Origin of the sequence: uncultured Roseobacter sp., assembly GCF_947496515.1 — a bacterium.
Taxonomy (GTDB): Bacteria; Pseudomonadota; Alphaproteobacteria; order Rhodobacterales; family Rhodobacteraceae; genus Roseobacter.
Genome location: NZ_CANMDB010000007.1, coordinates 65,595 through 90,219 on the forward strand (window position 1 = coordinate 65,595; position 24,625 = coordinate 90,219).

Here is a 24,625-nt window from a genome sequence, read left to right on the forward strand (position 1 = left end):
CCATGGCGGTTGATACTTCGGTCGACTTGCGCACCAGATTGCAAAACTGGCTGCCCAAGATCGTGCTTGCGCCATCCTTTGCGTTGGTCTTGATCTTTGTCTACGGCTTCATTCTTTTTACAGTCTACCTCAGCTTCACTGACAGCCGCATGCTGCCCAGCTATGGTCTGGTGGGCTGGGAAAACTATTCAAAGCTCTTCCGCATCCGCGAATGGGATGTCGCGATCAAAAACCTCGCGATCTTTGCGTCACTCTACATTGTGATCTGCACGTTGATCGGGCTGTTTTTGGCAATTTTTCTGGACCAGAAAATCCGCGGAGAAGGCGTCTTGCGCCCCATCTTTCTCTATCCCATGGCGCTGTCATTCATCGTCACCGGTACCGCGTGGAAATGGTTCTTGGATCCCGGGATCGGGATCGAGAACACCATGCATTTGTGGGGCTGGGAGAGTTTCGAGTTCGGCTGGATCAAGGACCGCAATATGGCGATCTATACGATTGTCATTGCGGCCGTCTGGCAGACCAGCGGGTTTGTCATGGCCATGTTTCTGGCCGGATTGCGCGGCATCGACACCGAAATCCTCAAGGCAGCCCAGATGGATGGGGCCAGCAACTGGCAGATGTATCGCCGGATCATCATTCCTCAGCTGCGCCCTGCGTTTCTCAGCGCCTTCGTGATCCTTTGCCACCTGGCGATCAAGTCATACGATCTTGTGATCGCACTCACCGGTGGCGGGCCGGGCAATGCCACAGCGGTGCCCGCAACATTCATGTATTCCTATACGTTCACGCGCAACCAGATGGGCATCGGCGCGTCCTCAGCGGTGATCATGCTGATGACCATCGCCGCCATCATGGTGCCCTACCTCTATGCCGAGTTAAGGGAGAAGAAGGGATGAGCGTTGCAAGCCAGGACAACGCGATGAAAACCGGCCGCGCGGCACGGGTGTTTATCTATGTCTTCCTGCTGGTGTTCGCGCTTTTTTACCTGCTGCCGTTCTTCATCATGCTGGTCAATTCGGTCAAACCGCTGAGCGAGATCACGGGCGGCAACATGATCGCCCTGCCGCAGGTCTGGACACTTGAGCCGTGGCTTGGGGCTTGGAGCACGGCCCAGATCGGGGTCGAACCGACGGGCTTGCGACCTTACTTCTGGAACTCGATCAAGATGGTGGTGCCTGCCGTGGTCATCTGCACGGCGATTGGCGCGCTCAATGGCTATATCCTGACCAAGTGGCGGTTCCGGGGGGATACGCTGATCTTTGGGCTGATGCTGTTTTCGTGTTTCATCCCGTTTCAGATTGTGCTGATCCCCATGGCGCGGATCTTGGGCATTTTGGAGATCTCGGGCACGACGACGGGCCTGGTGCTGGTGCATGTGGTCTATGGGATCGGATTTTCGACGCTCTATTTCCGCAATTACTATGCCGCCTTCCCGACCGAGTTGGTCCGCGCGGCACAGATCGACGGCGCGGGGTTTTTCCAGATTTTCTACCGTATCCTGATGCCATCGTCGGGGCCGATTACCGTGGTCTGTGTGATCTGGCTGTTCACGAACATCTGGAATGATTTCCTGTTCGGGGCCTCTTTCGCCAGCGGTGGCGCGGCACCCATGACAGTGGCGCTGAACAATCTGGTCAACTCGTCAACGGGTGTGCGGGAATACAACGTGCACTTTGCGGGGGCCATTATGGCGGCCTTGCCGACCTTGCTCGTCTACATTGTGGCGGGGCGATATTTTGTGCGCGGGCTGATGGCTGGCAGCGTGAAGGGATAAGACATGGGATTTCTGGACATCAAGCAGGCGACCAAGTCCTACGGATCTGTCGAGGTGTTGCACGGCGTGGATATTGCCGTGGAAGAGGGTGAGTTTCTGGTGCTGGTCGGTCCTTCGGGTTGCGGAAAGTCCACTCTTTTGAACATGATCGCCGGTCTTGAGGACATCACCACCGGCGAGATCGCCATCAAGGGCCAACGCATGAACGGCGTACACCCGTCCAAACGCAATATCGCGATGGTGTTCCAGTCCTACGCTTTGTACCCCAACATGACAGTGGGCCAGAACATCACCTTTGGGTTGGAGATGCACGGCACGCCCAAGGCCGATCGCGACAAGGCGATGGGCGAGGTGGCGGAGCTGTTGCAGATCACGCCGCTTCTGGGGCGCAAGCCGGGGCAATTGTCTGGTGGGCAGCGTCAGAGGGTGGCGATGGGGCGCGCGCTGGTGCGCAACCCTGACGTATTCCTGTTTGATGAACCGTTGTCGAACCTGGATGCCAAGCTGCGCGTCGACATGCGCACGGAGATCAAGAAACTGCACCAGCGCTTGGGAACCACGATTGTCTATGTCACCCATGACCAGATCGAGGCGATGACGCTGTCGACCCGGATTGCCGTGATGAACGGCGGCTACGTTCAGCAGCTCGGGACGCCCAAGGAAATCTACGACAACCCCGCCAATGTCTTTGTCGCCTCCTTTATGGGGTCGCCGTCCATGAACCTCATGGAAGGGGTCGTGCGGATGCAGGGCGCGGAGGCTGCGGTCGAGATTGCAGGCAGTTCAGGTGTGCCTGTGCTCTTGCCGGTCAACGTCGCCGCGCAAAGGCTGGACGGACAGACCGTGCTGTTGGGCATTCGGCCCGAGGCATTGACAGACCCGGATGGTGCCGACAAGAACGCGCGGCGGATCGTTACCTTGAGTAATGTTGTGGACGTCACCGAACCTGCCGGATCCGATACGTTTTTTACCACCACGCTCGCAGGTAAAGATACGATTGGCCGGATGCGCGCTGATGCGGTTGCGGTACCCGGGCAGGTGGCGCAGATGGCCATCAACATGGATAAGGCCGTGCTGTTCGACCCCACAAGCGGAGACCGCATTCGCTAGGCCCGTGTCGCCGTGTTGGGACGGCAATGAGTCTCCGCGTCCTCGGGTCTCTTTGCCGATAAAGCAGGCGGATACTTCCGCGTTGTGGGCCTTGCGACGGTTGGGCATCCGGTGACCACGTGTGTATCGCGTGCAGTTGAGGTCGCGGCAAGGGCCTGTGCGATCCGTGGCGCAGATGACCTGGATCCGTCGCTGTCCTTTGTATGGTCAAAGGCGGGGTGACGATTGCCGGTGCGACGCGCCCGTCAGTTTGCCGCTAGCCCTCGGGCGAACCTGCCCGAATTAGATCCGGGGAGGTGGCATTGTCGTGATTCTCCACGGCGATGGTACCGCGAGCCGCGCCATGTCAGAGGGGCCGCGAACGCCTCTGCCAAAGCCACGATTACAAGCCGCGTTTCATAGCCCGCTAAGCGGCCACCAGTCTCTTGATCGTCTCGACGTTGAACTCGATGCGGGCCGCAAGGGCTTCAGGAGCGGTCAGGTCCCGGTCAAAAACAATGGATCCGGTAAAGCGGTTGGTCAGATAATAATAGCCGATAGCGGCAATCGTGATGTTGACCTGTGTCGGATCAAGACCGAGGCGAAAGGTGCCCTCGCGCACGCCGCGGTCAAGCAATTCGTCCATCATGCCAACGAATTTTGCGCTGATCTCGGGGATCAGTTTGGATTTCTTGAGATGCCGGGCCCGGTGCAGGTTTTCGCTATTCACGAGGGTAATGAACTCGGGGTTCTTGAGATAGTAAGCCCAGGTAAATCGCACCAATTTTTCCAGTGCGTCCATGGCTGGCATGTTGTCGAGGTCGAGCTTTTGTTCGGCGGTGCGGATGTCCAGATAGGCTTCTTCCAAAACCACTTGGAACAGGTCCTCTTTCGAGCCGAAGTAGTGATAAATCATCCGCTTGTTGGCCTTGGCGCGCTCGGCGATTTCATCAACCCGCGCCCCGGCAAGACCATGTTTAGCGAATTCCTTTTTGGCGGCAGCCAGAATGCGCGCCTTGGTTTTTCCGGCGTCGCGCGTCTTGGTCTTGTCGGAGGTCGCCATCGGGTCGGATCCTGAACAAATGCCTATGCGCCGTGTGTTACCGCAAACGCAACCAGCGGTCAAAGCACCGCATGAAAACAGCGGCGCTGCCGTAGCATAGCACTTGACTCTACAATTCTGAAAGAAGTAACTAGTTAGTGCATTATTGGCGTTGGTGAGATTGATCACGCGTCATAGAGGGGGGCTGACAGGTCAGCAGACGTGGATGCTGCGTCAGGGCTTTTGCGCCCGCTGCGGCGCAGGATGAAAATAGGGAGGACACCATGTCATTCATCAAGGAATACATCGAAAAGGAAACCATCAACCGCCGCAACCTGTTGATCGCCAGCGCCTATGGTCTGGGTGGCGTTGCGGCCACCGGCCTTTTGGGCACTGGCATGGCGCGCGCCGCAATTGCGGACCCCACAGTAGCCTGGTCGTATCGCAACCGCACTAACCCCTACTGGAATGAGATTGTCAGCGGTGGCGAGGCGTTCATGGAGGGTATCGGCAAATCCAAGGGCGAACTCGTGCACCTGATCAACGAAGGGTCGTCGGAAAAGTCTTTGGCGGATGTTAAGGCGACGCTGGCGCGCACCAATGGCGAACTTGCACTGGCGATTGACACCAACGATGCGCCAAACGCGCGCCCTGTCGTCGAAGCCTGCGTCGACGCGGGCGCCTTTGTGTCGACCCTTTGGAACAAGACAGATGATCTGCACCCTTGGGACTTTGGCGACAACTATGTCAGCCATATGAGCTGGTCCGACGAAGGTCCCGCCGAGCAAACCGCACGCATCCTTCTGGACGCAATCGGCGGTACGGGTGGTATCGTGCATCTGGGTGGTATCGCATCCAACAACCCGGCGATTGAGCGCCTGAACGGTCTCAAAAATGCGCTCAAGGACTATCCCGATGTGGAACTGTTGGCAGCAGAGCCCGCCGATTGGGATACCCAGAAAGCCAACCAGGTCATGTCCGCCTTCCTGACCCGCTTCGGGGATGAGATCAAAGGGGTTCACTGTGCCAACGATACCATCGCCTACGGCGTGCTCGAAGCGCTGCGCGCCGAAGGGATCGACGACATGCCGATGGTATCCTACGACGGCAACCCGCAGGCTGTTCAGCTTGTGGCAGAGCGCAAGATCCTCGCCACCGTGTTCACCAACCCGCATTGGGGCGGTGGCATCACGGCATCGCTGGCGTATCACGCCGCGACCGGGCATTTCAAACCGTCCGAAGAGCCCAAGGAGCACCGCGAGTTCAATGGCCCGACGATTTTCGTCACGCCCGAGGACGCGGTCGCATTCAAGGCCAGTTATCTGGACGACGTGCCAACCTACGACTGGACAGATTTCTGGGGTCCGTCGAACGGTCCGATTGTCTACAAGTAAGGGCTGAACGGCGGCGATCCGGCAGGCCGGACCGCCGCGGTCTTTTTCAAAGACAGAAACACCGCGGTGGGTGCGACGGCGTCTGCACCGACCGAGAGGGGGAGGGGACGTCATGGCAATAGCCGGGACATCTGATGCGAGGCGGAGTTTGGGGTTTCTCAGCCGCGATACATTGGTCAAATGGGCGCCGTTGCTCGTCCTGCTGGTTCTGATCGCGTTCTTTGCTGTGATGGAGCCGCGTTTTCTTTCCATCCGCAATTTCGCCCGCATTCTGATTGCGGCCACACCGGCGTTGATGATCGCCGTGGGCGTGACGTTTATCATCATCATGGGGTCGATTGACCTGAGCATGGAGGGGACGGTGTCTGTCTGCGCCGTTATTTTTGCCTTCTGTTTCATCTGGCTTGGCGGCACGCTGGCGTCCTGGGCGTGGTTGGCCCTGCCCTTTGCCCTGTTGGTCGGGGCGGTGCTGGGGTTTGTGAACGGGCTGATCCACGTCAAACTGAAAATCCCGTCCTTCATGGCGTCACTCGCCATGGGATTTGTGGGCACGGGTCTGGCGATGGTCATGACCGGCGGTGACCGCATCCGCATCGAAGACGAGGCGTTTCGGGCCCTGCTGACCGTGCGATGGTTCAACTTTCCGATCATGGTTTATGTGGCGGGCCTGTTTCTCTTGATCGCGTGGTTCATTCAGACCCGCACGACGCTGGGACGCAATTTCTATGCTGTGGGCGGTGGTGAGGCGCTGGCGCATGGTTCGGGGCTCAATGTGGATCGCGTGCGCATCATGGGTTTTACGCTGGCCGGCGTGTTCTTTGCTGTGGGTGCGCTGCTGGCGGTGGGTCGCATCGGGATTGCGGAAACCGCGACCGGCAACAACTTCATGTTCCTCTCCATCACAGCAGTGGTGGTGGGCGGCACCGCGCTGTGGGGAGGTATTGGAGGGGTTTGGAACACGCTTGTCGGCGTGCTGATCGTCTTTGTCATCGGCAACGGGATGGTCGTGATCGGGCTGCCCGGCTACATCCAGGACGGGGTCTTGGGCCTTTTGGTCATCCTTGCCGTGATCCTGTCGACCGACCGCAAATCCATCAGCTTTGTGAAGTAGGGGCGGGCAATGTACCAGTTGAACAAAGTGGATAAGAGATTTCCGGGAGTGCACGCCCTCAAGGCCGTTGATTTCACCATAGGCCGCGGCGAGATCGTCGGGCTGGTCGGTGAGAACGGCGCGGGCAAATCCACGTTGATGAAAGTGATCTACGGCGCCTACCAGCCCGATGGTGGCACGGTCACGATTGATGGTACGGCGGTGCGGTTCCAGAATCCCCGTCAGGCGATGGACCATGGGATCGGGATGGTGTTTCAGGAACAATCCCTGATCACCAACCTGACGGTGATGGAAAACATCTTTCTAGGGTTTGAGCAGCAGTTTGTCCGCTTTGGGATCATCAACTGGAAAGAAATGGCGGCTGCGGCGCGCCACCAGTTGAAGAAGGTCAGGCTGGACATCGATCCGTCCACCATCACGGCCAAGCTGTCTTTTGCGCAGCGGCAGCTGGTTGAGCTGGCCAAGGTGCTAACCCTGGAAGAGCGGATCGACGGCGATCTGGTGATCCTGCTCGACGAACCGACATCCGTTCTGGCTAAGGAAGAGGTTGAGCTGTTGTTCGGCCTGGTGCGTGAATTGACCAGCCGGGCGTCCTTTATCTTTGTCAGTCATCGCATGGACGAGGTTCTGGACCTCAGCGACCGCGTCTATGTGATGAAGGATGGCGAGGTTGTTGACGTTGTCACCAAGGCGGATGCTCAGGTGGATGCGATCCAGCGCAAGATGGTGGGCCGTGACGTCGACAAGGAATACTACCGCGAGCAGAAACAAAAACCGTATGATCCGGCCAAGACGCTCGTCAGCTTTGCCTCCGTGTCTCTCCCGGGCGCCTATGCGGACATCTCCTTTGACCTGCACGCGGGCGAGGTGTTGTGCCTCGTTGGAACGGAAGGATCGGGCCGCGAGGCGATACTGCGCACAGTCTTCGGCTTGGAAAAGCCCAGCCATGGCACCGTCGCTGTCAAGGGGGCGCCCTACGCGAGGCGCAACGCCCAGGAGGCGGTGGCACGCGGTGTCGGATATGTCCCGCGCGAGCGTAAGATCGAAGGCATCGTCAATGGCATGAACGTCTATGAGAACATGACGCTCAGCCAGATGGGCAACTACGCGTCGAACGGCGTGCTGCGCATTGCCGAAGAGAAGGCGCTTGCCCGGACATGGATCGACCGCCTCGCCATCAAGACACCAGATGTCTACAAGGATTGCGGTGGTCTGTCGGGCGGCAACCAGCAAAAGGTGGTTCTGGCCAAATGGCGCTCCGCCGGCTCGGATGTCATCCTGCTTGATCACCCGACGCGCGGCCTCGATATCGGGGCCAAGGAAGACGTCTACGACATGGTCCGCGAGATGTGTGACGACGGCGCGGGGATTATTCTTGTGGCCGACACGCTTGAGGAGGCGATTGGCCTCAGCCACACGATTATCGTTCTGAAAGACGGTGAGTTTCAGAAACGCTTTGACGGATCAGCGGGCGGAAAACCGTCGCTGTTTGATCTTGTCCATCACATGATTTGAGGGGGTGAGCATGTCAGTTGAAACGTTCAAACCGTATTTCCCCTGGATCACGCTGGTTGCCCTCGTTCTGATTGTTGGCGCGATCAATCCGGCCTTTTTCAATCTCGGCTCGATGGTCACACTGGTGGCTGACATTGTGCCGCTGTTCATCATGGCGCTTGGCATGACCTTTGCCATCTACATCGGCGGGATCGACCTCAGTGTGCAGCAGGTGGCGAACCTCGTGACCGTGGTGGCGACGGTGTATCTGGCGCAGTTCGGCATTTTCGTCGCGGTCATCTGTGTTCTATGTGGTTTCGTGGTCGGGGCCGTGTCGGGCTGGATTACCACCAAGCAGTTTGTGCCCTCTTTTGTGTCCACATTGGCGACGGGGTTCATCGCCCTGTCCGGCGCGCGCTACCTGTCGGGCGAGCGGGCCTTGTCGATGAGTGCCGAGGCGCGGGATGCGTCTTTTGGGTGGATGTTTGGCAACACTGCGGGTGTGCCGCATGAGCTGGTGATTGCCGGCGTGCTATTGGCGATTGCCTGGTTTTTGCAGACCCGGACGACCTTTGGCCGCGCGCTCAAGGCGGTTGGGGCAGGAGAGCTTGCAGCGGTGTCGTCCGGCCTGAATGTGGACCGCATCAAGATCCTGGCCTTTGCCCTGTCGGGGCTTTTTGCCGCCATTGCCGGGCTGATGTTTTCGGTCAAGCTGTCAGGGGGCGATGCAAACCTTGCAAACGGGTTTCTGATCCTCGCCATTGTCGCGGTCCTGGTCGGGGGCACGCCGCTGACCGGTGGCGTCGGCGGTGTGATGAACACGCTGGTCGGCACGCTGATCGTGGTCGTGATCCGGACCGCGATGGTGTATCTGCAGGTCGATGCCACCATGCAGCAGATGGTATTTGGCGTGATCCTGATCGTGGCCATCGCGCTGACGATCGACCGCAGCAAGATGGGCACCGTCAAGTGATGCAGGCGGCGGTTCTCGCGGCTCCCGGCAGGTTCGAGATCGAGCACCGACCGATCCCGATACCGGGACGTGGCGAGGCGCTGATCCGCGTGGAGCGGGTCGGCATTTGCGGCACAGATATGCACATTTTCAATGGGCATTACGCAGCGGACAATCTGCCGATGATCCCGGGCCACGAATTCACCGGAACGATTGATGCGGTGGGCGCGGAGGTATCGCTGCCCTTGGGCGCCAGGGTCGTGGTCGACATGAACATCGGGTGCGGTTCGTGCTATTGGTGCCGCCGCAACGAGATCCTCAACTGCCCCGACATGCAGCAGATGGGCATCTCGATGGATGGGGCGTTTGCAGACTACATCGTGGTGCCCGCGCGGCTCGTGATCCAGGCGCCTGACCACGTGCCGTTTGAGGTCCTGGCCTTGACGGAGCCTTTGGCCTGCGTGGTGCGCGCCGCGCGCAAGGCAGATGTGACTTTCGGGCAGTCGGCGGTTGTGCTGGGGGCGGGGCCCATTGGCCATTTGCATGTTCAGCTTTTGCGCGCCATCGGGGCTGCGCCAATCATCGTGTCGGATCTGTCGCCCGAGCGCGTACAGCTCGCACTGGATCATGGCGCGGATGTGGGTGTTTGCGCGGGTGATACGCGCGCCGCTGTTCTGGAGGCAACCCAAGGACGTGGCGCGGATCTGGTGATTGAAAGCGTCGGTCTACCGCAGCTTTACGAGCAGGCATTGAGGCTCATCCGCAAGGGCGGGCACGTTGCAGCTTTTGGGCTGACAGCACCCGATGCGTCACTGCCGCTGAATATCCTGAGCATGATCTTGCAGGAAAACTCGATCAAGGGCTCGGTTGCGGGGACGGGGCAGGACATGCACGACGCGCTGACGCTGCTGACGCATGGCCGGATTAACCCACAGCCGTTTCTGGGCGCGCAGTATCCTTTGGCAGATATTCAGGTGGCCTTTGACACCTTCGCGGATCGTCCCGGCGATCTCAAAACTCAAATCGTTATGACGCAGTCTTAGGGAGGAACCGATATGTCGATCACCACCGAAAGCTATGCCTCTGTCCCAAGCGGCATGATCCCCAACAGCCGCTTTCCTCTGCTGGTACACCGGGCTGCCGTGCCGGGTGGCGGGGCAAAGGCCATCAAGGAGCGGTTCCGCTCTAACGGATGGTCCAACAACTGGGACTATCCCGGTGTCTACGAATACGCCCACTTCCATTCCACGACCCACGAATGCCTTGGCTGTGCGCAGGGCTGGATGGAATTCAACCTGTCCGTGGGCGAAGGCGGCTGGACCAAGGTGCGCATTGAAGCAGGCGATGTCATTGTCATGCCCGCCGGTGTGAGCCACGAGATGATCGGACAATCTAACGATATTCATATGTGTGGCGGCTATCCCGACGGGCGTGATTGGGACGACATTCAGGAACAGTTTCTGACAGATGAGGACTACAAGCGCGCCTGCAAGCGGATCATGATGTTACCGATCCCGGGCGCCGATCCGGCCACCGGCAAGGCGATGTCTGAATGGCACTCGGCGCCTTCGTCGGTGGATGGTGGCTGGAATGACTGGCGGCATGCACTTGATACCCGGCAGTGAGCCCTATTGAACGCGGAGTGCGTTCGCAGTACGGTATAACCAAATAGTTACTTATGGGGTGCCTCAAGGCTCCTCTGCTCTGGAGGACAGGCCTATGGATACGCAGACTTCGACCCGCACGCCCCCGCCCGAACCCCGCACATTCGGTTTTTACGTCGGCGGGCAACCCGTGGCCGCCGGAGAGCGGGAGGTGTTTGAGCGCGCGTCGCCGGGCCATGGTGTGCCGGTGACGCGCATCCCGACGTGTTCTGCCCAGGATGTGGACATGGCCGTGGCCGTCGCGCGTGAAGCGTTTGAAGACCGCCGTTGGTCGGGCCTTTCGGGTGCGGACCGTGCGGCTGTGCTGCTGAAAACTGCGGATATCATGCGCGCCCGTCTGGACGAGATCGCCTATTGGGAGAGCCTTGAGAACGGCAAGCCCATCGCGCAGGCGCGGGGCGAAGCGACGGGTTGCATCGGGATGTTCGAATACGCCGCCGGTCTGGCGCGCGCGCTGCACGGAGACAGCTTCAACAATCTGGGCGACAGCATGTTTGGGCTGGTGACACGGGAACCCGTGGGGGTTGTGGGGCTGATCACGCCGTGGAATTTCCCGTTCCTGATCCTGTGCGAACGGGTGCCCTATATTCTGGCGTCGGGCTGCACGATGGTGACCAAACCATCCGAGATGACATCCGCGACCACGCTCATGCTGGCCGAGATCCTGACCGAAGCCGGACTGCCCGATGGCGTGATGAATGTGGTGACCGGACCGGGCAGCACTGTGGGCACTGCGATGACGGAGCATATGGACATCGACATGTTGTCCTTTACCGGATCAACTGCGGTGGGTCGCTTGTGTGTCGAGGCTTCCGCACGGTCGAATTTCAAGAAGCTGGGGCTGGAGCTGGGGGGCAAGAACCCGCAGATCGTCTTTGCCGATGCGGACCTTGAGGATGCAGCGGATGGGGTTGCCTTTGGCATTGCCTTCAACACCGGTCAATGCTGTGTATCGGGATCGCGCCTGATCGTTGAGCGGTCCGTGGCGGATGAGTTTGCCAGGCTTGTTGCCGACAAGATGTCGAAAATCCGCATTGGCGATCCACTGGACGAGAACACGCAGGCCGGGGCAATCACAACCGATGCCCAGAACCGGGTGATCATGTCCTATATCGCGAAAGGACAGGAAGAAGGCGCGACCCTTGCTTACGGTGGCGAGCAATTGGACCTGGGGATGGGCCAATACGTGAGCCCGGCCCTGTTCACGGGTGTCACCGGCGACATGGCGATTGCCAGGGACGAGATCTTTGGCCCCGTCCTGACGGTACAGGAGTTCGACACGGTGGACGACGCGATCGCGATCGCGAATGATACGGTCTACGGCCTCGCCGCGAGTGTCTGGACCAAGAACATCGACAAGGCGCTGACCGTCACCCGGCGTGTCAAGGCGGGTCGGTTCTGGGTCAATACAACGCTCTCGGGCGGACCCGAATTGCCGCTAGGGGGGTTCAAGCAATCCGGCTGGGGTCGCGAGGCAGGCATGATGGGCGTAGAAGAATACACACAGGTTAAATCCACCCATATCGAGATCGGCAAGCGCAGCCCGTGGGTCGACGGCTGATGGCAAGCGGGTTCGATTACATCATTGTCGGCGGCGGATCGGCGGGCTGTGTTCTGGCAAACCGGCTGACCGAGAACCCCGATTGCTCGGTGTTGCTGCTGGAAGCGGGCGGCACGGATCGCCATCCGCTGATCCACATGCCGGTGGGCTTTGCCAAGATGACGACCGGGCCGCATACGTGGGGCTTCACCACTGTGCCACAAAAACACGCCAACAATCGCGAGATTCCCTACGCGCAGGCGCGGGTGATTGGTGGTGGATCGTCGATCAACGCCGAGGTGTTCACCCGGGGCATACCGGCTGACTACGATCGGTGGGCGCAGGAGGAAGGTTGTGACGGCTGGGCATTCGAGGATGTGCAAAAGTATTTCTTGCGGTCCGAGGGGAACACCTTTCTGTCGGGTGACTGGCACGGCACGGACGGCCCGCTTGGGGTGTCCAGCCTGGCGCCGCAACCCATGACAAGCGCCTTCGTTCAAAGCTGTCAGGAACTGGGCATCCCCTATAACCCCGATTTCAACGGCGCGGTGCAGGCCGGTGCGGGGGCCTATCAGACGACCACCAGAAACGGACGGCGATGTTCGGCGGCGGTAGGCTATCTGAACCCGGTCAAGAAACGCGCCAATCTGACCGTCCGGACCGACGCCTTTGTTCGCCGGGTACTGATAGAAAACAACCGCGCCATCGGGGTCGAAGCCTGGTCCGACAGGACAGGAACCGAGACCTTGCGCGCCGAAAGTGAAGTGCTGCTCACAACGGGGGCCATCGGGACGCCCAAGCTGATGCTACTGTCAGGGATAGGACCGGCTGCGCATCTCGCCGAACATCACATTGATGTTGTGCAGGACCTGCCGGGTGTCGGCGAAAACCTGACCGATCATTTCGGGATCGATATTGTGGCTGAGCTGACCGGACACCAAAGCCTGGACAAATACAACAAACCGCATTGGGCGATGTGGGCCGGGCTGCAATATCTGTTGAATCGAACCGGGCCCGTTGCGTCCAACGTGGTTGAGGGTGGTGCGTTCTGGTATGCGGACCACGAGGCACCGACGCCCGATTTGCAGTTTCACTTTCTGGCCGGTGCCGGGGCCGAAGCAGGCGTGCCAAGCGTCTCTCCGGGCTCATCCGGTGTCACGCTCAACAGCTATACTCTGCGGCCCAAGTCGCGCGGTACGGTTCGGTTGCGTTCGTCTGATCCAAAAGATTTACCGCTGGTGGACCCCAATTTCCTGGGGCACCCAGGTGATCTCGGGACCTCCGTCGAAGGGGTGAAAATCAGCAAGGAGATATTCAGTCAACCATCGTTGCAAAAGCACATTCGCAAGATCCGGTTCCCGGATGACAGCGTGAAGACCCAAGGGGATTTTGAGGCCTATGCGCGTCAGTACGGGCGCACATCCTATCATCCGACCTGCACCTGCAAGATGGGCGCTGACAGTGACCCGATGGCGGTCGTGGACCCCCAATTGCGGGTGCGCGGTGTGGATGGGTTGCGGATTTGCGACAGTTCGGTGATGCCGTCGCTGATCGGGTCGAATACCAACGCGCCCACAATCATGATTGGCGAAAAGGCGTCTGACCTCATTCGCGGAAACCGGTCGATGACGCTGCCGGAAGGACAGGCGCTTTGACGACGCGCGCCGGTGACGTTACCGGCGCCCGCACCCCTTTTCGAAAGGGTGCCAGGTCGGCCTAGTCGAAATCAGGCGCCCATGGCACGAGGTCCTTGCTCACGATCCGGTAGTTCGTGTGGGTCAGCGCGTCGATTTTGTCCATATCGATCGAGGACAGCGTAAAGTCCATGATGTCGAAATTGGCGGTCAGGTTTTCGCGTTTGGTGGACATGGTGTTGATGCTGACACCCTTTTGCAGGATCCAGCGCAACACCACCTGCGCGGCCGTCTTGCCATATCCAGCACCGATCTCCGCAAACTCCGGATGTTTGAAGACTTCGCCCCGGGCGACGGATGAGTAGGACGACAGCGGAATGCCGGTTTCGGATGCTGCGGCCAGCAGGATGTCCTGATTGAGCAGCGGATGAAACTCCACCTGGTTTGTGACGATCGGTGCCTCTACTATCTTTACGGCGTCGCGCATCATCTGAGCGGTGTAGTTTGACACACCGATATTGCGGGTCAGACCGTGGGCGTGCGCTTGCTCCAACAGTTTCAGCGGGCTTTCGATCTGGAAATCCGCCGGAGGCCAGTGCAGCAGCAGCACGTCAACGTAGTCAACCTGAAGATCTTTGAGGCTTGCCTCGACCGAAGCGAGGAATTTGCTTTCCTCGAAATTGTCGTTTTCAACTTTGGTTGTGATGCATAGCGCGTCGCGCGAGATCCCGGTTTCCTTCAGGGCGGCACCGGTTTCGGCCTGATTGCGGTACATCTGCGCGGTGTCAAAGCTGCGATACCCGACCTCGGCGGCGGTGAGAATTGCGTCACGGCACTCGTCCCCCGTGAGCGGATAGGTACCAAAGGACCGCTGGTGGGTTTTTTGAAAATAGATATTCATGGAAGCCTCCTCTTCGGTATTCCTTAAGTAACTTAATGGTTACTTAAACGCCAGTGGTAATCGCTCTTGCCTGAGCCGTAATTTCGCGCCATATTCAATTAACTGTATGGTTACTTACGCGCGCCTGCTATGAGGTAGGGAGGAACAATGCCGAAAATCATGTCTGCACGGGAAGCCGCTGACCTCATCCCGGATGGGGCTGTTGTGGCCGTGAACTCGTCCAGCGGGTTGTGTTGCCCCGACGCGGTGATGGCCGGAATTGGTGCCCGGTTTGACGAAACGGGCGCGCCGCGTAACTTGACCACGATCCATCCGATTGCCGCCGGGGACTTCTTTGGGACGAAGGGGATCGACCATATCGCTAAAAAGGGGTGTCTGGCGCGGGTGATTGGCGGATCCTATCCAAGTGGACCAACAAAGGCAGAGCCACCGCTGATCTGGCAGATGATTGTCGCCAACGAGGTTGCGGCCTACAATGTGCCTTCGGGTATCGTGTTCGACATGCTGCGCGAGGGCGCTGCGAAACGACCTGGTGTGCTGACCAAAGTGGGCATGGACACGTTCGTAGACCCGCGCCTGGAGGGCTGTGCCATGAATGACCTGGCCCGCGAGACGTCTATCGTGGAGGTGCGGGAATTTGACGGAGAGGAATGGCTATACTTCAAGGCGCTGAAACCAGAGATCTCCATCATCCGGGCGACCACGGCGGATGAGCGGGGCAATCTGAGCTTCGAACATGAAGGAGCCTATCTAGGCGCAATGGAAATGGCGCTGGCGGCGCGGAACACGGGCGGTACGGTGATTGCGCAGGTCAAACGTGTGGCGAAGGCCGGGTCGATCCGGGCGCATGATGTGACCGTTCCGGGTATTCTGGTGGATGTGATCGTCGAGGCACCCGACCAGCTTCAAACCACTGCTACCCAATATGATCCTGCGATTTCGGGCGAGTTGATCCGGCCCGTCGACAGCTTTCAGAACGCAGAGTTCAATATCGGCAAGGTGATCGCCCGCCGTGTCGCCACCGAGATGCAACCTGGCTGGGCCGTGAATATCGGTTTCGGTATTTCCGCCAATGTGCCGCGCATCTTTGTCGAAGAGGGATGCCATGGCGATGTCACCTGGATGATCGAACAGGGTGCGGTCGGTGGCGTACCTCTTTTGGATTTCAAGTTCGGATGCTCCGCCAATGCCGAAGCCTTTGTCGCCTCGCCGCACCAGTTCTGCTATTTTCAGGCGGGTGGTTTCGATTGTTCGCTACTGTCGTTCCTGGAGGTCGGAGCGGACGGCTCTGTCAACGTGTCCCGCCTGTCGGCAACACCCCACCGCACCGCCGGGGCGGGTGGATTTGTCGACATCACATCACGCGCCAAAAAGATTGTCTTCTCAGGCATGTTCAACGCCGGTGCCAAGATGCGGCTTGAGGACGGCGCGCTTGTCATCGACCGCGAGGGCAAGATCGCGAAATTCGTGGAGACCGTTGATCAGGTTTCCTTTTCCGGCAAGCGGGCGGTCGAACAAGGTCAGGATATCACCTATGTAACGGAACGCTGTGTGATGAAGCTTGAAGACCGCGGGTTGGTTGTGACAGAGATTGCGCCCGGGATCGAACTGGAGCGTGATATTCTGGATCAGGCAGGCACCGGTCTGCATGCGGCCAATGATCTCAAGAAAATGGATGCGGCATTGTTTCGCGAGCCCCCGATCGGGTTGGCCGGGCGCCTGTCCGCATGATTGATCTGAGAGTTGCCGGGCATGTGGCGCGGCTGGTGCTGGACCGGCCCGAAAAGCTGAATGCGTTGACGGCCCCGATGTGCGACGACCTGATTGCCCGCTGCCGCCAGATTGAACGCAGCGATGCGCGCGTGGTTATCCTTTCCGGCGGCGGCAAAGCGTTTTGCGCCGGGGGCGACATTGAGGCGTGGTCCGGTGAATCTGCCGAAGCCTTCGGGGATCATTGGGTGCGCGATGGACATCTGGCCTTTGACGCGCTCGCGCGATTGACGGTGCCGGTGATCGCGGTGCTGGATGGCCATGCGCTTGGCGGTGGACTGGAGCTTGCCGCCTGCGCGGACATCCGCATTGCAGAGGATCACATCAAGATCGGTCAACCCGAGACTGGGCTCGGGATCATCCCGGGCTGGTCCGGCACGCAGCGCGCGGTCCGTCGGTTCGGCGCACAGGCGGTGCGCCGTATGGCGGTGATGGGCGAGGTATTCACGGCAATGGAAGCACAGGCGCTTGGCATCGTGGACAGGGTCGTCCCCAGAGGGCAGGGCGCGGCAGAGGCGGATGCGATCGCGAAAAAGGTCTGCACCCGCGGACCGCAGGCCACCAAGCTGACCAAGATGCTGGTAAATGCCGCCGATGGCGAAGATCCCGAACGCGTGCTCGAGGCGCTGGCCGGGCGCATCGCGGCGGGGACGGAAGAGTTGCAAGAGGGATTGGCCGCGTTCCTCGCCAAGCGCCCGCCAAAATTTTAGGGAGATTTCGATGATCCGTCACTTTGTTCATCTGCGGTTTCGCAGCGATGTGAGCAATCCGCAGAAACAGGCGCTTTATGATGCTCTTGCGGGCCTGTCAGGGCATATCGACGGCATACTCGATTTTCAACATCGCGAGAATGTGTCGGTTGAGACGCCACTGGTCCGCGGCTTCCTCGACATGTTCTGGTTTGATTTTAGGGATGTGGCCGTCCGCGATGCCTATCTGGTGGATGCCACGCATCAGGCCATTGGCGGGCGCATTGTTGAGCACCTCGAGGGTGGCGCGGGTGGTGTGTTTGTCTGTGACGTAGAGGTTTGAGCCAGTCGCCTAGAGATCAAAGATGAGGCGATTCTGGCCTGATTGAACCACGTCTCCCGATTGGTTGGTGACAGAGACATCCAGGATCACAATGCCTCGCTTGCCTGAGGAGGTGGTGCGTTTTTCGGCAACCTGAAATGTGGCAGTAATCATGTCGCCGACATGGACCGGCGCAGTGAAATCCCACGTCCAGCCCAGGGAGGCCAGCGCGTCAATGCGGGCAGGGGCGGTATTCTTCAACCCGTCAATCAAGGACAGGATCAGCAACCCGTGGGCAACGCGCGCAGCAAAGCCCCGCGCCTGTGCTGCGGCATCGTCCATATGGATGGCGTAGCGGTCGCCGCTGAGCTCGGCAAAGTCGTCGATCATCGCGGCGGTAATCGGTCTGCCGGTGGTCCTGATCCGGTCACCGGGAGAGAGATGGGCGAACCCGTATAGGCCCGGTTTCAGGGTCACGCGGGCACGGGCGCATCGTCGCGCAGCAGGCCCTTATGCTTCAGCTCGCCCCAGAAATCAGCCGGGATCTCATGGCTGAACCATTTGAGGTTCTGCCGCAGCTGATCGACGTTTCGGGTGCCAGCGATGAAGGATGGAATAGCAGGGTGCGCTACGACAAATTGCAGCGCGGCAGCGGGCAGCGGCACGTGGTGATCGGCGCAGACCTCTTCGATCCTGGTGACCTTTTCCATGATCTCGGGCGGCGCGGAGGTATAGTTGTACTTTGCACCCTCCCTGGCGCCGGTCGCGAGAATGCCCGAATTGAAACCGCCGCCCACAAGCACGGCTGCGCCACGTTCCTCGCACAGGGGCAGGAAGGTATCTTGCGCGTCCTGTTCCAAAAGCGTGTAACGGCCCGCCAGCAGAAACGCATCGAAGTCGCGCTGTTCCAGTGCGGTCTGGCACACCTGCCATTCGTTCACGCCGACACCGATTGCCTTGACCACGCCTTCGTCACGCAGCTTTTCCAGCGCCTTGTAGGCTCCGTCCATCGCCTGTTTGAAAACCTCGGGCTGCTCGTCGCCACGGGTGAAGACATCGATGTCGTGGATGAAGACGATGTCCATACGCTCCAGCGCCAGCCTTTGCAGGCTGTCCTCGAATGCGCGCATGGTGCCGTCATAGGTGTAGTCAAACTCCATCACATTGGGGGCAGCATTGACCCAAGGGGTAAAGTCGATCTGGTTGCGCGGGGCCGGCACGAGGCGGCGCCCGACCTTGGAGGCAAGCACGAAATCATCGCGGTTTTTCCAGCGCAGCGCCTCGCCCGTGCGCAGCTCCGACAGGCCGTGACCATACATCGGGGCGGTGTCATAGATCCGCACGCCAGCGGTCCACGCGGTATCGAACATCGCAGTAGAGGTTTCGTTATCGATTTCGCGCAGGAAGTTGCCAACCGGGGCGGTGCCAAAGCCAAAAGCGGTGACCTCAAGGTCCACGTGGCCAAATCTGTTCTTATGCGATGGATCCATATCGCACCCTCCCGTAAGTAACCAATTGGTTAACTGTGTCGCAGCTTTGGATCAAGATCAAGTATTGAATCGCTTGACGCGGTTCTGTGGCCTTCCTAAAAGTAACTGAATGGTTACAAATGCCAAAGGGAGCCTCATGTATTTCAGCGCACTACACGAGCAGGTCCGCGACATGGCGCGTGGTTTTGCCGATGATGTGATCCGCCCGGTTGCAGAGGCACTGGATCATGAGGAACGGTTTCCGGCCGAGATTTACGATCAGATGGCCGAGCTTGGCCTGTTTGGTATCTGCGTGCCCGAAGACATGGGCGGCCCGGGTTTTGACACGGTGGCCTATGCCGTGGTGATGGAAGAGTTATCGCGCGGCTATGCGTCGATTGCCGATCAATGCGGGCTGGTAGAGTTGATTTCCACGTTGCTGGTGGCCCATGGCACGCCAGCGCAATGCGATCACTGGCTGCCGCAGATTCTGGCCGCGAAAAAGAAGGTCGCCTATTGCATCACAGAGCCCGAGGCCGGGACGGATGTATCGGGCATTCGCACCACCGCGTCGCGGGACGGGGACGGGTGGGTGCTGAACGGGGGCAAGATCTGGATTCACAACGCGCCCGTGGCAGATGTCGGTTTTGTTCTGGCCCGCACGGACGTGGACGCGGGGCATCGCGGCATGTCGATCTTTATCGTGGATTTTCACGCAGACGGCGTGACCCGTGGACCCAAGGAGCATAAAATGGGTCAGCGCGCGTCACAGGTGGGACCCTTGAACTTTGACGATGTGAAACTTCCGCCAGAAGCATTGCTCGGCGTCGAGGGACGCGGTTTTCACATGATGATGTCTGTGTTGGACAAGGGCCGCGTCGGGATCGGTGCGCTCGCGGTCGGGATCGGCCAGGCGGGGCTGGAGGCCGCGGTGGAGTACGCGGCACAACGCAGGCAGTTCCAAAAGCCCATCGCTGATTTTCAGGGGGTTCAGTGGTTGTTGGCCGACATCGCCAAAGATGTCGAGGCCGCGCGACTGCTGGTCCATTCGGCGGCTCATAAACTCGATATGGGGGCAGACGCCACCAAGGCCTGTTCGATGGCGAAGTGTTTTGCTGGGGACATGGCGGTGACGCGCTCTGCCGATGCGGTGCAGGTCTTTGGCGGCTCCGGCTATATCCGCGGGTTCGAGGTTGAGCGACTTTACCGCGATGCCAAGATCACGCAGATTTACGAAGGCACAAACCAGATCCAGCGGATGATCATCGCCCGCGAATTGATGTCCAAAGGAGCCGCCCCATGACCCTTGCTGCGCTTGTGACCGGTTCATCGCGGGGGATCGGATTGGCGACAGCAGAGGCATTGGCCCGCGAAGGCGTGGCCATTGCCCTGAACGCTCCTGAGGATGACGCGGAGCTGCGCGCGGCTGTGGACAGGATCGAGGCGATTGGCGTGCCTTGCGTCGCGGCGCCGTTTGATGTGACTGATCTCGCAGCCCATGACGCCGCTCTCGCAACGGTAGAGGATGCCATCGGCCCGCTGACCACACTGGTCAACAATGCAGGGGTCGGGGTGATGCAGCGCGGCGATATGCTGAACGTGAGTGAAGAGAGCTATGACCGCTGCATGGCGGTGAACAGCAAGGGAATGTTTTTCCTCAGCCAGGCCTTTGCCAGGCGGCTTTTGTCGCGCGACAGGTCAGGCTTCTGTTCTATCGTCAACGTCACCTCGTCCAACGCGGTCGCGGTCGCCGCACCCCGATCTGAATACTGTGTGTCCAAAGCTGCTGCAGCGATGATTTCGAAAACTCTCGCCGTCCGTTTGGGTCCCGAAAATATTGCCGTTTACGATGTGCAGCCTGGTTTGATCGCCACCGACATGACAGCGCCCGTGATCGCGCAGTATGAGCAGCGCGCCCGGGATGGGTTGACCCTATTCCCGCGGATCGGCCAACCCGAGGACATGGGCAATATCATCGCCGCGCTGGCCACGGGCAAACTCCCCTATACGACCGGTCAGACGATTTCGGCGGATGCCGGAATGCTTGTCCCGCGTTTCTGAAGGTGACCCCATGAAGATATCTTTGCCCGACACCAACGGTGCTTTGACCGAATACCGGTTGACCGGTACCCCGATTGCCGAGGCCACGCTGACACCTGCATCGGCGCGGGTGGTTTTTTCGGCGGCTCACGTGGTTGCTGATCCGTTTGCAGCTGCCGACCCTTACGGCGCTGCATCGGTGGACTGGGAAAGCACAATGGCGTTCCGCCGCCATCTCGACGGGTTGGGGCTGGGTATCGCCGAAGCGATGGATACCGCACAGCGCGGCATGGGGCTGGATTGGAAGGGCGCGCTGGAGCTGATAACCCGTACCAAGGCGGAACTGCCCGATGCGCTGGTGTTCAATGGCTGCGGTACCGATCAGCTACACCCCGATGATGCGGGCTCGCTGGATCACGTGACAGCGGCCTATCTCGAACAAGTCGAGGCCATTCAGACAGTTGGCGGTCGGATCATCCTGATGGCCTCGCGGGCGCTGGCGCGGGTTGCACGGTCGCCCGACGACTACCTCGAGGTCTATGCCAAGGTGCTGGACGCCTGCGATGCCCCGGTTGTGCTGCATTGGCTTGGGCCGATGTTTGACCCCGCGCTGGAGGGGTATTGGGGCGGAGAGGCGTTCGAGGACTGTATGGAAACCTGTCTTGCAATGATCGAGGCGAATGTTGCCAAGGTGGACGGGATCAAAATCTCATTGCTCGACAAGGACAAGGAAATCACCATGCGGCGGGGTCTGCCAGCAGGGGTAAAGATGTATACCGGTGATGACTTCAACTACCCGGAACTGATCGAGGGCGACGACGAAGGTTTTTCGCATGCGCTGTTGGGAATTTTTGATCCCTTGGCGGTGGCGGCCGCGTATGCTGTGTCGAAACTGTCGGAGGGGGACAGAGACACCTTTCGCGCCACACTTGATCCGACCGTGCCCATGGCGCGCCAGATTTTCCGCGCACCGACCCAGCACTACAAGACCGGTGTGGTGTTTCTGGCGTGGTTGAACGGCTTTCAGGAGCATTTTATCATGCTCAACGGGGCGCAAGCGGCGCGACCGTTGCCGGATTTTGTGACGATCTTCAAACAGGCGGAGTCCTGCGGGCTGCTCCGTGATCCCGATTTGGCCATCGCCCGGATGAAACGCCTGCTGGGGCTTTACGGCATTGCGTGATTTCTCAAATGACCACAGCGCGTTGGCGTTGAACACTGCCACTTTGGGTCACAATATGAAGGGCTGCGGCGCGGGGTGGTCGCCGGAACAGGTGATTGATGCCTGCGCTGCGCGTGGTTTTGGCGGCGTCGTGTTTTGGCGACGCGAAATTGGGGGTCGCGCCCAGCAGATCGGCGACCGTGTACGGGCGTCGGATATGCAGGTTGTCGGTCTGTGCAGGACGCCATATCTCACGGGGCGGGACGCGGGATCAGACGATGAGGTCAAGGCCAGCATCGACATGGCTGCTGCTCTGGGGGCCCCTGTCCTGACCATCGTGACCGGCGGGACAGAGCCGGGCACCACGGGCGTGCTCGAAAGCCAGAAGCGACTGGCCGAGCGTCTGTCGATCTTGGCACCTTACGCCGGGCAGCGGGGGGTCAAGCTGGCACTGGAACCCCTGAACCCCATGTTTGGCGGCAACCGGACGTGCATTTTTACCGTGGCTGACGCCTTGGCGGTGTGCGACATGGTCGGTCTGGACCATCTGGGCGTTGCCGTCGATGTGTATCATGTCTGGTGGGACCGTTTGCTGAGCGAAAGTCTGCGTCGCGCCGAGGGGCGGATTTTAGGCTTTCATCTGTGTGACTGGCTGGAAGACACAACTGACATGCTGCTGGATCGCGGGATGATGGGCCATGGCGTGGCTGATCTGAAGACCCTGCGCGGCCTGGTCGAGGGGGCCGGATACGAGGGATTTTGCGAAGTCGAGATATTCAGCGAGAAATGGTGGAGTACGGAGCCTGAAGAGGTGCTGGACCTGATCGTGGAGCGTTTCAGGAAGGTCTGTTGAAGAGACGCGGGCCGGTATCGGTTCGATGACGAGTGAGACGAGCCGCGATCCGATAAACGTTCCAGCGCCGATGCCAAGGCAACCTTTGAAGGCCAAACCAACCGGCGTGCATCCAAAACCGCATTGATCCCGGTGAAGTTAGCTGGTTGGCCGCAGGGCTTGGGTTTCGGTGCTACGTTGCGTCGATACGGTCTATGACCTCTACGATACTGTTGCGGCCAGATCGGCGGGCGGCCTTCGGCTCAGCGAAATTTATATTTCATTTTGACCTTGGTCATCTTCACCATGGAAAAGCGAAGGTGTACTTCCGGGCCCGAAAGACAGCCAATCAATGCGCCTTTCCATCGCCATCCACATATGACGAGATAAATGGTTTTGCGTCGCAGACAACACCCCCGCGTCCGAGTGCATTACATGCCAGGATTTCGGGAATGGTGGAGCCTAGCGGGATCGAACCGCTGACCTCCTGCATGCCATGCAGGCGCTCTCCCAGCTGAGCTAAGGCCCCATCATGCGCCGCTGAATAGGCGCTACGCAGGTCAGGATCAAGCGCAAAAGCACCCTGATCCGCGCGTTTTTTCCGGTCAGCTGTCGTCGTCCTCGGCTGCCACATCCGCGATTTCTTCGAGCGGTACGTTGTCGTCGTCGTCCTCATCGTCGTCCAGCAGATCATCGCCCAGATCGACATCCACATCATCGGCGTCATCTTCGAGCACCGCGTCTTCGTCGTCTTTCTTGGCTTTTGCTTTGGCGGAAGCCGCGTCTTCTGCATCGGCCGCGATCATACGCGACTTGCTCAGATCAACCTCGACCACTTCACCCGTGTAGGGGCTGACGATCGGGTTCTTGTTGAGGTCATAGAAACGTTTGCCGGATGTGGGGCAGAGGCGCTTCGTTCCCCATTCTTCGTTGGGCATGAAAACCCCCTTTGCAATTACGGTTTTGATGGTGATGATCCAGGCCAAGTGCCATATGAGACGAGGGCTGTAAAGGCCCCGCCCCCGCCGTGGAGAACCAATATGTCCCAGAATATCCTCGCGGGTGATCCACCGATCCCGCTGGTGCTGCGCCGCTCGGCCCGGGCACGCCGGATCTCCCTGCGGATTTCGCAACTGGACGGGCGCGTGACGCTGACCTTGCCACCACGGGTGCCCGAGCGCGAGGCGCTGAGTTTCGCGCGCGAAAAAGAAAGCTGGATCCGCAAGCACCTTGCCGAACGCGGCGCCGATGTGGTGATGGGGATCGGCGCGCAGGTGCCGATCAGCGGACGATTGCACGACGTCGTGACGGGCACACAGAGGCGCATTCGGATAACCGATGGCATAGTGGAGGTGCCGGGTCCTGCAAACACTGTAGGACCCAGGCTGGCGGCACATTTGCGGGGGCTGGCGCGAACGCGCCTCGCGGCGGCGTCGGATCGCTATTCTGCAAAGCTGGGAAAGCCCTATACGGCCATCACCCTGCGGGATACGCGCTCTCGCTGGGGGTCATGCACCGGGACGGGGCGGCTGATGTATTCCTGGCGGCTGATCCTTGCCCCGCCGGAGGTACTTGACTACGTTGCCGCCCATGAGGTCGCGCATCTTAGGGAGATGAACCATTCGCCGGCGTTCTGGGATCAGGTGACCCGGTTATACGGCGCATACGCAGAACCGCGGAAATGGCTGAGAACGAACGGTGGGGATTTGCACCGCTACCGTTTTGCGCCGCCCGCTTGACCAT

General features: G+C 59.7%; 24 protein-coding genes and 1 tRNA gene. 19 read left to right on the forward strand and 6 right to left on the reverse strand.

The genetic code is table 11. The features are described from left to right. Nucleotides 1-2: 2 nt before the first annotated feature. Genes Q1A53_RS13555 through ugpC form a run of 3 tightly spaced genes read left to right on the forward strand, consistent with a single transcriptional unit; the run spans nt 3 to nt 2,887 of the window. Nucleotides 3-899, forward strand: a complete 897-nt coding sequence (locus tag Q1A53_RS13555; RefSeq protein ID WP_299967623.1) for a sugar ABC transporter permease — start codon at nt 3-5, stop codon at nt 897-899. Further along, a complete protein-coding gene (locus tag Q1A53_RS13560; RefSeq protein WP_299967626.1) occupies nt 896-1,777 on the forward strand; it encodes a carbohydrate ABC transporter permease in 882 nt (293 codons plus the stop codon). Before Q1A53_RS13555 ends, Q1A53_RS13560 begins: the two co-directional genes overlap by 4 nt. Before the next feature lie 3 nt (nt 1,778-1,780). After that, entirely contained in the window at nt 1,781-2,887 is a 1,107-nt protein-coding gene (gene ugpC / locus Q1A53_RS13565; RefSeq protein WP_299967629.1) for a sn-glycerol-3-phosphate ABC transporter ATP-binding protein UgpC, read from the forward strand. A 406-nt stretch (nt 2,888-3,293) separates the two neighbouring features. Here the strand turns inward: ugpC and Q1A53_RS13570 are convergent, their stop codons facing one another. Further along, nucleotides 3,294-4,097, reverse strand: a complete 804-nt coding sequence (locus Q1A53_RS13570; protein WP_299967632.1) for a TetR/AcrR family transcriptional regulator — start codon at nt 4,095-4,097, stop codon at nt 3,294-3,296. Between the two features lie 95 nt (nt 4,098-4,192). Here Q1A53_RS13570 and Q1A53_RS13575 point away from each other — a divergent pair, with 95 nt between their 5' ends. From Q1A53_RS13575 to Q1A53_RS13610, 8 genes are all read left to right on the forward strand, one after another. Then, complete coding sequence (locus Q1A53_RS13575) at nt 4,193-5,302, forward strand: sugar ABC transporter substrate-binding protein (protein ID WP_299967635.1); 1,110 nt, start codon at nt 4,193-4,195, stop codon at nt 5,300-5,302. A 148-nt stretch (nt 5,303-5,450) separates the two neighbouring features. After that, nucleotides 5,451-6,413: an ABC transporter permease gene (locus Q1A53_RS13580; protein ID WP_299967637.1), complete on the forward strand. Its 963-nt coding sequence runs from the start codon at nt 5,451-5,453 to the stop codon at nt 6,411-6,413. 27 nt (nt 6,414-6,440) lie between these two features. Continuing rightward, a complete protein-coding gene (locus tag Q1A53_RS13585; RefSeq protein WP_299967640.1) occupies nt 6,441-7,928 on the forward strand; it encodes a sugar ABC transporter ATP-binding protein in 1,488 nt (495 codons plus the stop codon). 10 nt (nt 7,929-7,938) lie between these two features. Continuing rightward, nucleotides 7,939-8,880: an ABC transporter permease gene (locus Q1A53_RS13590; protein ID WP_299967645.1), complete on the forward strand. Its 942-nt coding sequence runs from the start codon at nt 7,939-7,941 to the stop codon at nt 8,878-8,880. Then, the gene (locus tag Q1A53_RS13595) at nt 8,880-9,902 is read left to right on the forward strand and encodes an alcohol dehydrogenase catalytic domain-containing protein (protein WP_299967648.1); all 1,023 of its coding nucleotides are present in this window, start codon (nt 8,880-8,882) and stop codon (nt 9,900-9,902) included. The genes Q1A53_RS13590 and Q1A53_RS13595 overlap by 1 nt, the downstream gene beginning before the upstream one ends. A 12-nt stretch (nt 9,903-9,914) precedes the next feature. Beyond that, nucleotides 9,915-10,484: a hypothetical protein gene (locus Q1A53_RS13600; protein ID WP_299967651.1), complete on the forward strand. Its 570-nt coding sequence runs from the start codon at nt 9,915-9,917 to the stop codon at nt 10,482-10,484. A gap of 94 nt (nt 10,485-10,578) precedes the next feature. Next, a complete protein-coding gene (locus Q1A53_RS13605; RefSeq protein ID WP_299967654.1) occupies nt 10,579-12,084 on the forward strand; it encodes an aldehyde dehydrogenase family protein in 1,506 nt (501 codons plus the stop codon). Continuing rightward, nucleotides 12,084-13,718 (forward strand): GMC family oxidoreductase N-terminal domain-containing protein, encoded by a 1,635-nt coding sequence (locus Q1A53_RS13610; protein ID WP_299967657.1) that lies wholly within the window; start codon nt 12,084-12,086, stop codon nt 13,716-13,718. The genes Q1A53_RS13605 and Q1A53_RS13610 overlap by 1 nt, the downstream gene beginning before the upstream one ends. A gap of 61 nt (nt 13,719-13,779) precedes the next feature. Here Q1A53_RS13610 and Q1A53_RS13615 read toward each other — a convergent pair whose 3' ends face one another. Further along, the gene (locus Q1A53_RS13615) at nt 13,780-14,598 is read right to left on the reverse strand and encodes an aldo/keto reductase (RefSeq protein WP_299967660.1); all 819 of its coding nucleotides are present in this window, start codon (nt 14,596-14,598) and stop codon (nt 13,780-13,782) included. A gap of 159 nt (nt 14,599-14,757) precedes the next feature. Here Q1A53_RS13615 and Q1A53_RS13620 point away from each other — a divergent pair, with 159 nt between their 5' ends. From Q1A53_RS13620 to Q1A53_RS13630, 3 genes are read left to right on the forward strand one after another with little or no spacing between them, the layout of a single operon-like run. Further along, a complete protein-coding gene (locus tag Q1A53_RS13620; RefSeq protein ID WP_299967662.1) occupies nt 14,758-16,329 on the forward strand; it encodes an acyl CoA:acetate/3-ketoacid CoA transferase in 1,572 nt (523 codons plus the stop codon). After that, a complete protein-coding gene (locus Q1A53_RS13625; protein WP_299967665.1) occupies nt 16,326-17,078 on the forward strand; it encodes an enoyl-CoA hydratase/isomerase family protein in 753 nt (250 codons plus the stop codon). Before Q1A53_RS13620 ends, Q1A53_RS13625 begins: the two co-directional genes overlap by 4 nt. A gap of 10 nt (nt 17,079-17,088) precedes the next feature. Then, on the forward strand, nt 17,089-17,400 hold the full coding sequence (locus Q1A53_RS13630) for a Dabb family protein (protein WP_299967667.1): 312 nt from the start codon (nt 17,089-17,091) through the stop codon (nt 17,398-17,400). Nucleotides 17,401-17,409: 9 nt separating this feature from the next. Here Q1A53_RS13630 and Q1A53_RS13635 read toward each other — a convergent pair whose 3' ends face one another. Both Q1A53_RS13635 and Q1A53_RS13640 read right to left on the reverse strand, forming a co-directional pair. Next, nucleotides 17,410-17,856 carry a MaoC/PaaZ C-terminal domain-containing protein gene (locus Q1A53_RS13635; protein ID WP_299967670.1) on the reverse strand — a complete coding sequence of 149 codons (447 nt, stop codon included), beginning with the start codon at nt 17,854-17,856 and terminating at the stop codon, nt 17,410-17,412. Further along, on the reverse strand, nt 17,853-18,869 hold the full coding sequence (locus tag Q1A53_RS13640) for an aldo/keto reductase (RefSeq protein ID WP_299967672.1): 1,017 nt from the start codon (nt 18,867-18,869) through the stop codon (nt 17,853-17,855). Before Q1A53_RS13640 ends, Q1A53_RS13635 begins: the two co-directional genes overlap by 4 nt. Before the next feature lie 136 nt (nt 18,870-19,005). Here Q1A53_RS13640 and Q1A53_RS13645 point away from each other — a divergent pair, with 136 nt between their 5' ends. The 4 genes from Q1A53_RS13645 to Q1A53_RS13660 are packed head-to-tail and all read left to right on the forward strand — an operon-like array spanning nt 19,006 to nt 22,903. After that, nucleotides 19,006-20,151 carry an acyl-CoA dehydrogenase family protein gene (locus Q1A53_RS13645; protein ID WP_299967675.1) on the forward strand — a complete coding sequence of 382 codons (1,146 nt, stop codon included), beginning with the start codon at nt 19,006-19,008 and terminating at the stop codon, nt 20,149-20,151. Next, nucleotides 20,148-20,909: a 3-ketoacyl-ACP reductase gene (locus tag Q1A53_RS13650; protein WP_299967677.1), complete on the forward strand. Its 762-nt coding sequence runs from the start codon at nt 20,148-20,150 to the stop codon at nt 20,907-20,909. Before Q1A53_RS13645 ends, Q1A53_RS13650 begins: the two co-directional genes overlap by 4 nt. A 10-nt stretch (nt 20,910-20,919) precedes the next feature. After that, a complete protein-coding gene (locus tag Q1A53_RS13655) occupies nt 20,920-22,071 on the forward strand; it encodes a dihydrodipicolinate synthase family protein (protein ID WP_299967680.1) in 1,152 nt (383 codons plus the stop codon). A gap of 28 nt (nt 22,072-22,099) precedes the next feature. Then, a complete protein-coding gene (locus Q1A53_RS13660) occupies nt 22,100-22,903 on the forward strand; it encodes a sugar phosphate isomerase/epimerase family protein (RefSeq protein WP_299967683.1) in 804 nt (267 codons plus the stop codon). Between the two features lie 432 nt (nt 22,904-23,335). Here Q1A53_RS13660 and Q1A53_RS13665 read toward each other — a convergent pair. Then, nucleotides 23,336-23,411: transfer RNA gene (locus Q1A53_RS13665), tRNA-Ala, on the reverse strand. 76 nt (nt 23,412-23,487) lie between these two features. Next, on the reverse strand, nt 23,488-23,820 hold the full coding sequence (locus Q1A53_RS13670; RefSeq protein ID WP_299967685.1) for a TIGR02300 family protein: 333 nt from the start codon (nt 23,818-23,820) through the stop codon (nt 23,488-23,490). A gap of 102 nt (nt 23,821-23,922) precedes the next feature. On the opposite strand from Q1A53_RS13670, the gene Q1A53_RS13675 reads away from it, so the two are divergent. Next, nucleotides 23,923-24,621 carry a SprT family zinc-dependent metalloprotease gene (locus Q1A53_RS13675; RefSeq protein WP_299967688.1) on the forward strand — a complete coding sequence of 233 codons (699 nt, stop codon included), beginning with the start codon at nt 23,923-23,925 and terminating at the stop codon, nt 24,619-24,621. The last annotated feature ends 4 nt before the right edge of the window (nt 24,622-24,625 follow it).

Excerpts from the sequence above, each read along its gene's own strand:
- Q1A53_RS13555 (WP_299967623.1), top strand. The coding sequence starts at position 3 with ATGGCGGTTGATACTTCGGTCGACTTGCGCACCAGATTGCAAAACTGG.
- Q1A53_RS13560 (WP_299967626.1), top strand. The coding sequence starts at position 896 with ATGAGCGTTGCAAGCCAGGACAACGCGATGAAAACCGGCCGCGCGGCA.
- ugpC (WP_299967629.1), top strand. The coding sequence starts at position 1,781 with ATGGGATTTCTGGACATCAAGCAGGCGACCAAGTCCTACGGATCTGTC.
- Q1A53_RS13575 (WP_299967635.1), top strand. The coding sequence starts at position 4,193 with ATGTCATTCATCAAGGAATACATCGAAAAGGAAACCATCAACCGCCGC.
- Q1A53_RS13590 (WP_299967645.1), top strand. The coding sequence starts at position 7,939 with ATGTCAGTTGAAACGTTCAAACCGTATTTCCCCTGGATCACGCTGGTT.
- Q1A53_RS13595 (WP_299967648.1), top strand. The coding sequence starts at position 8,880 with ATGCAGGCGGCGGTTCTCGCGGCTCCCGGCAGGTTCGAGATCGAGCAC.
- Q1A53_RS13600 (WP_299967651.1), top strand. The coding sequence starts at position 9,915 with ATGTCGATCACCACCGAAAGCTATGCCTCTGTCCCAAGCGGCATGATC.
- Q1A53_RS13605 (WP_299967654.1), top strand. The coding sequence starts at position 10,579 with ATGGATACGCAGACTTCGACCCGCACGCCCCCGCCCGAACCCCGCACA.
- Q1A53_RS13610 (WP_299967657.1), top strand. The coding sequence starts at position 12,084 with ATGGCAAGCGGGTTCGATTACATCATTGTCGGCGGCGGATCGGCGGGC.
- Q1A53_RS13615 (WP_299967660.1), bottom strand. The coding sequence starts at position 14,598 with ATGAATATCTATTTTCAAAAAACCCACCAGCGGTCCTTTGGTACCTAT.
- Q1A53_RS13620 (WP_299967662.1), top strand. The coding sequence starts at position 14,758 with ATGTCTGCACGGGAAGCCGCTGACCTCATCCCGGATGGGGCTGTTGTG.
- Q1A53_RS13625 (WP_299967665.1), top strand. The coding sequence starts at position 16,326 with ATGATTGATCTGAGAGTTGCCGGGCATGTGGCGCGGCTGGTGCTGGAC.
- Q1A53_RS13630 (WP_299967667.1), top strand. The coding sequence starts at position 17,089 with ATGATCCGTCACTTTGTTCATCTGCGGTTTCGCAGCGATGTGAGCAAT.
- Q1A53_RS13640 (WP_299967672.1), bottom strand. The coding sequence starts at position 18,869 with ATGGATCCATCGCATAAGAACAGATTTGGCCACGTGGACCTTGAGGTC.
- Q1A53_RS13645 (WP_299967675.1), top strand. The coding sequence starts at position 19,006 with ATGTATTTCAGCGCACTACACGAGCAGGTCCGCGACATGGCGCGTGGT.
- Q1A53_RS13650 (WP_299967677.1), top strand. The coding sequence starts at position 20,148 with ATGACCCTTGCTGCGCTTGTGACCGGTTCATCGCGGGGGATCGGATTG.
- Q1A53_RS13655 (WP_299967680.1), top strand. The coding sequence starts at position 20,920 with ATGAAGATATCTTTGCCCGACACCAACGGTGCTTTGACCGAATACCGG.
- Q1A53_RS13670 (WP_299967685.1), bottom strand. The coding sequence starts at position 23,820 with ATGCCCAACGAAGAATGGGGAACGAAGCGCCTCTGCCCCACATCCGGC.
- Q1A53_RS13675 (WP_299967688.1), top strand. The coding sequence starts at position 23,923 with ATGTCCCAGAATATCCTCGCGGGTGATCCACCGATCCCGCTGGTGCTG.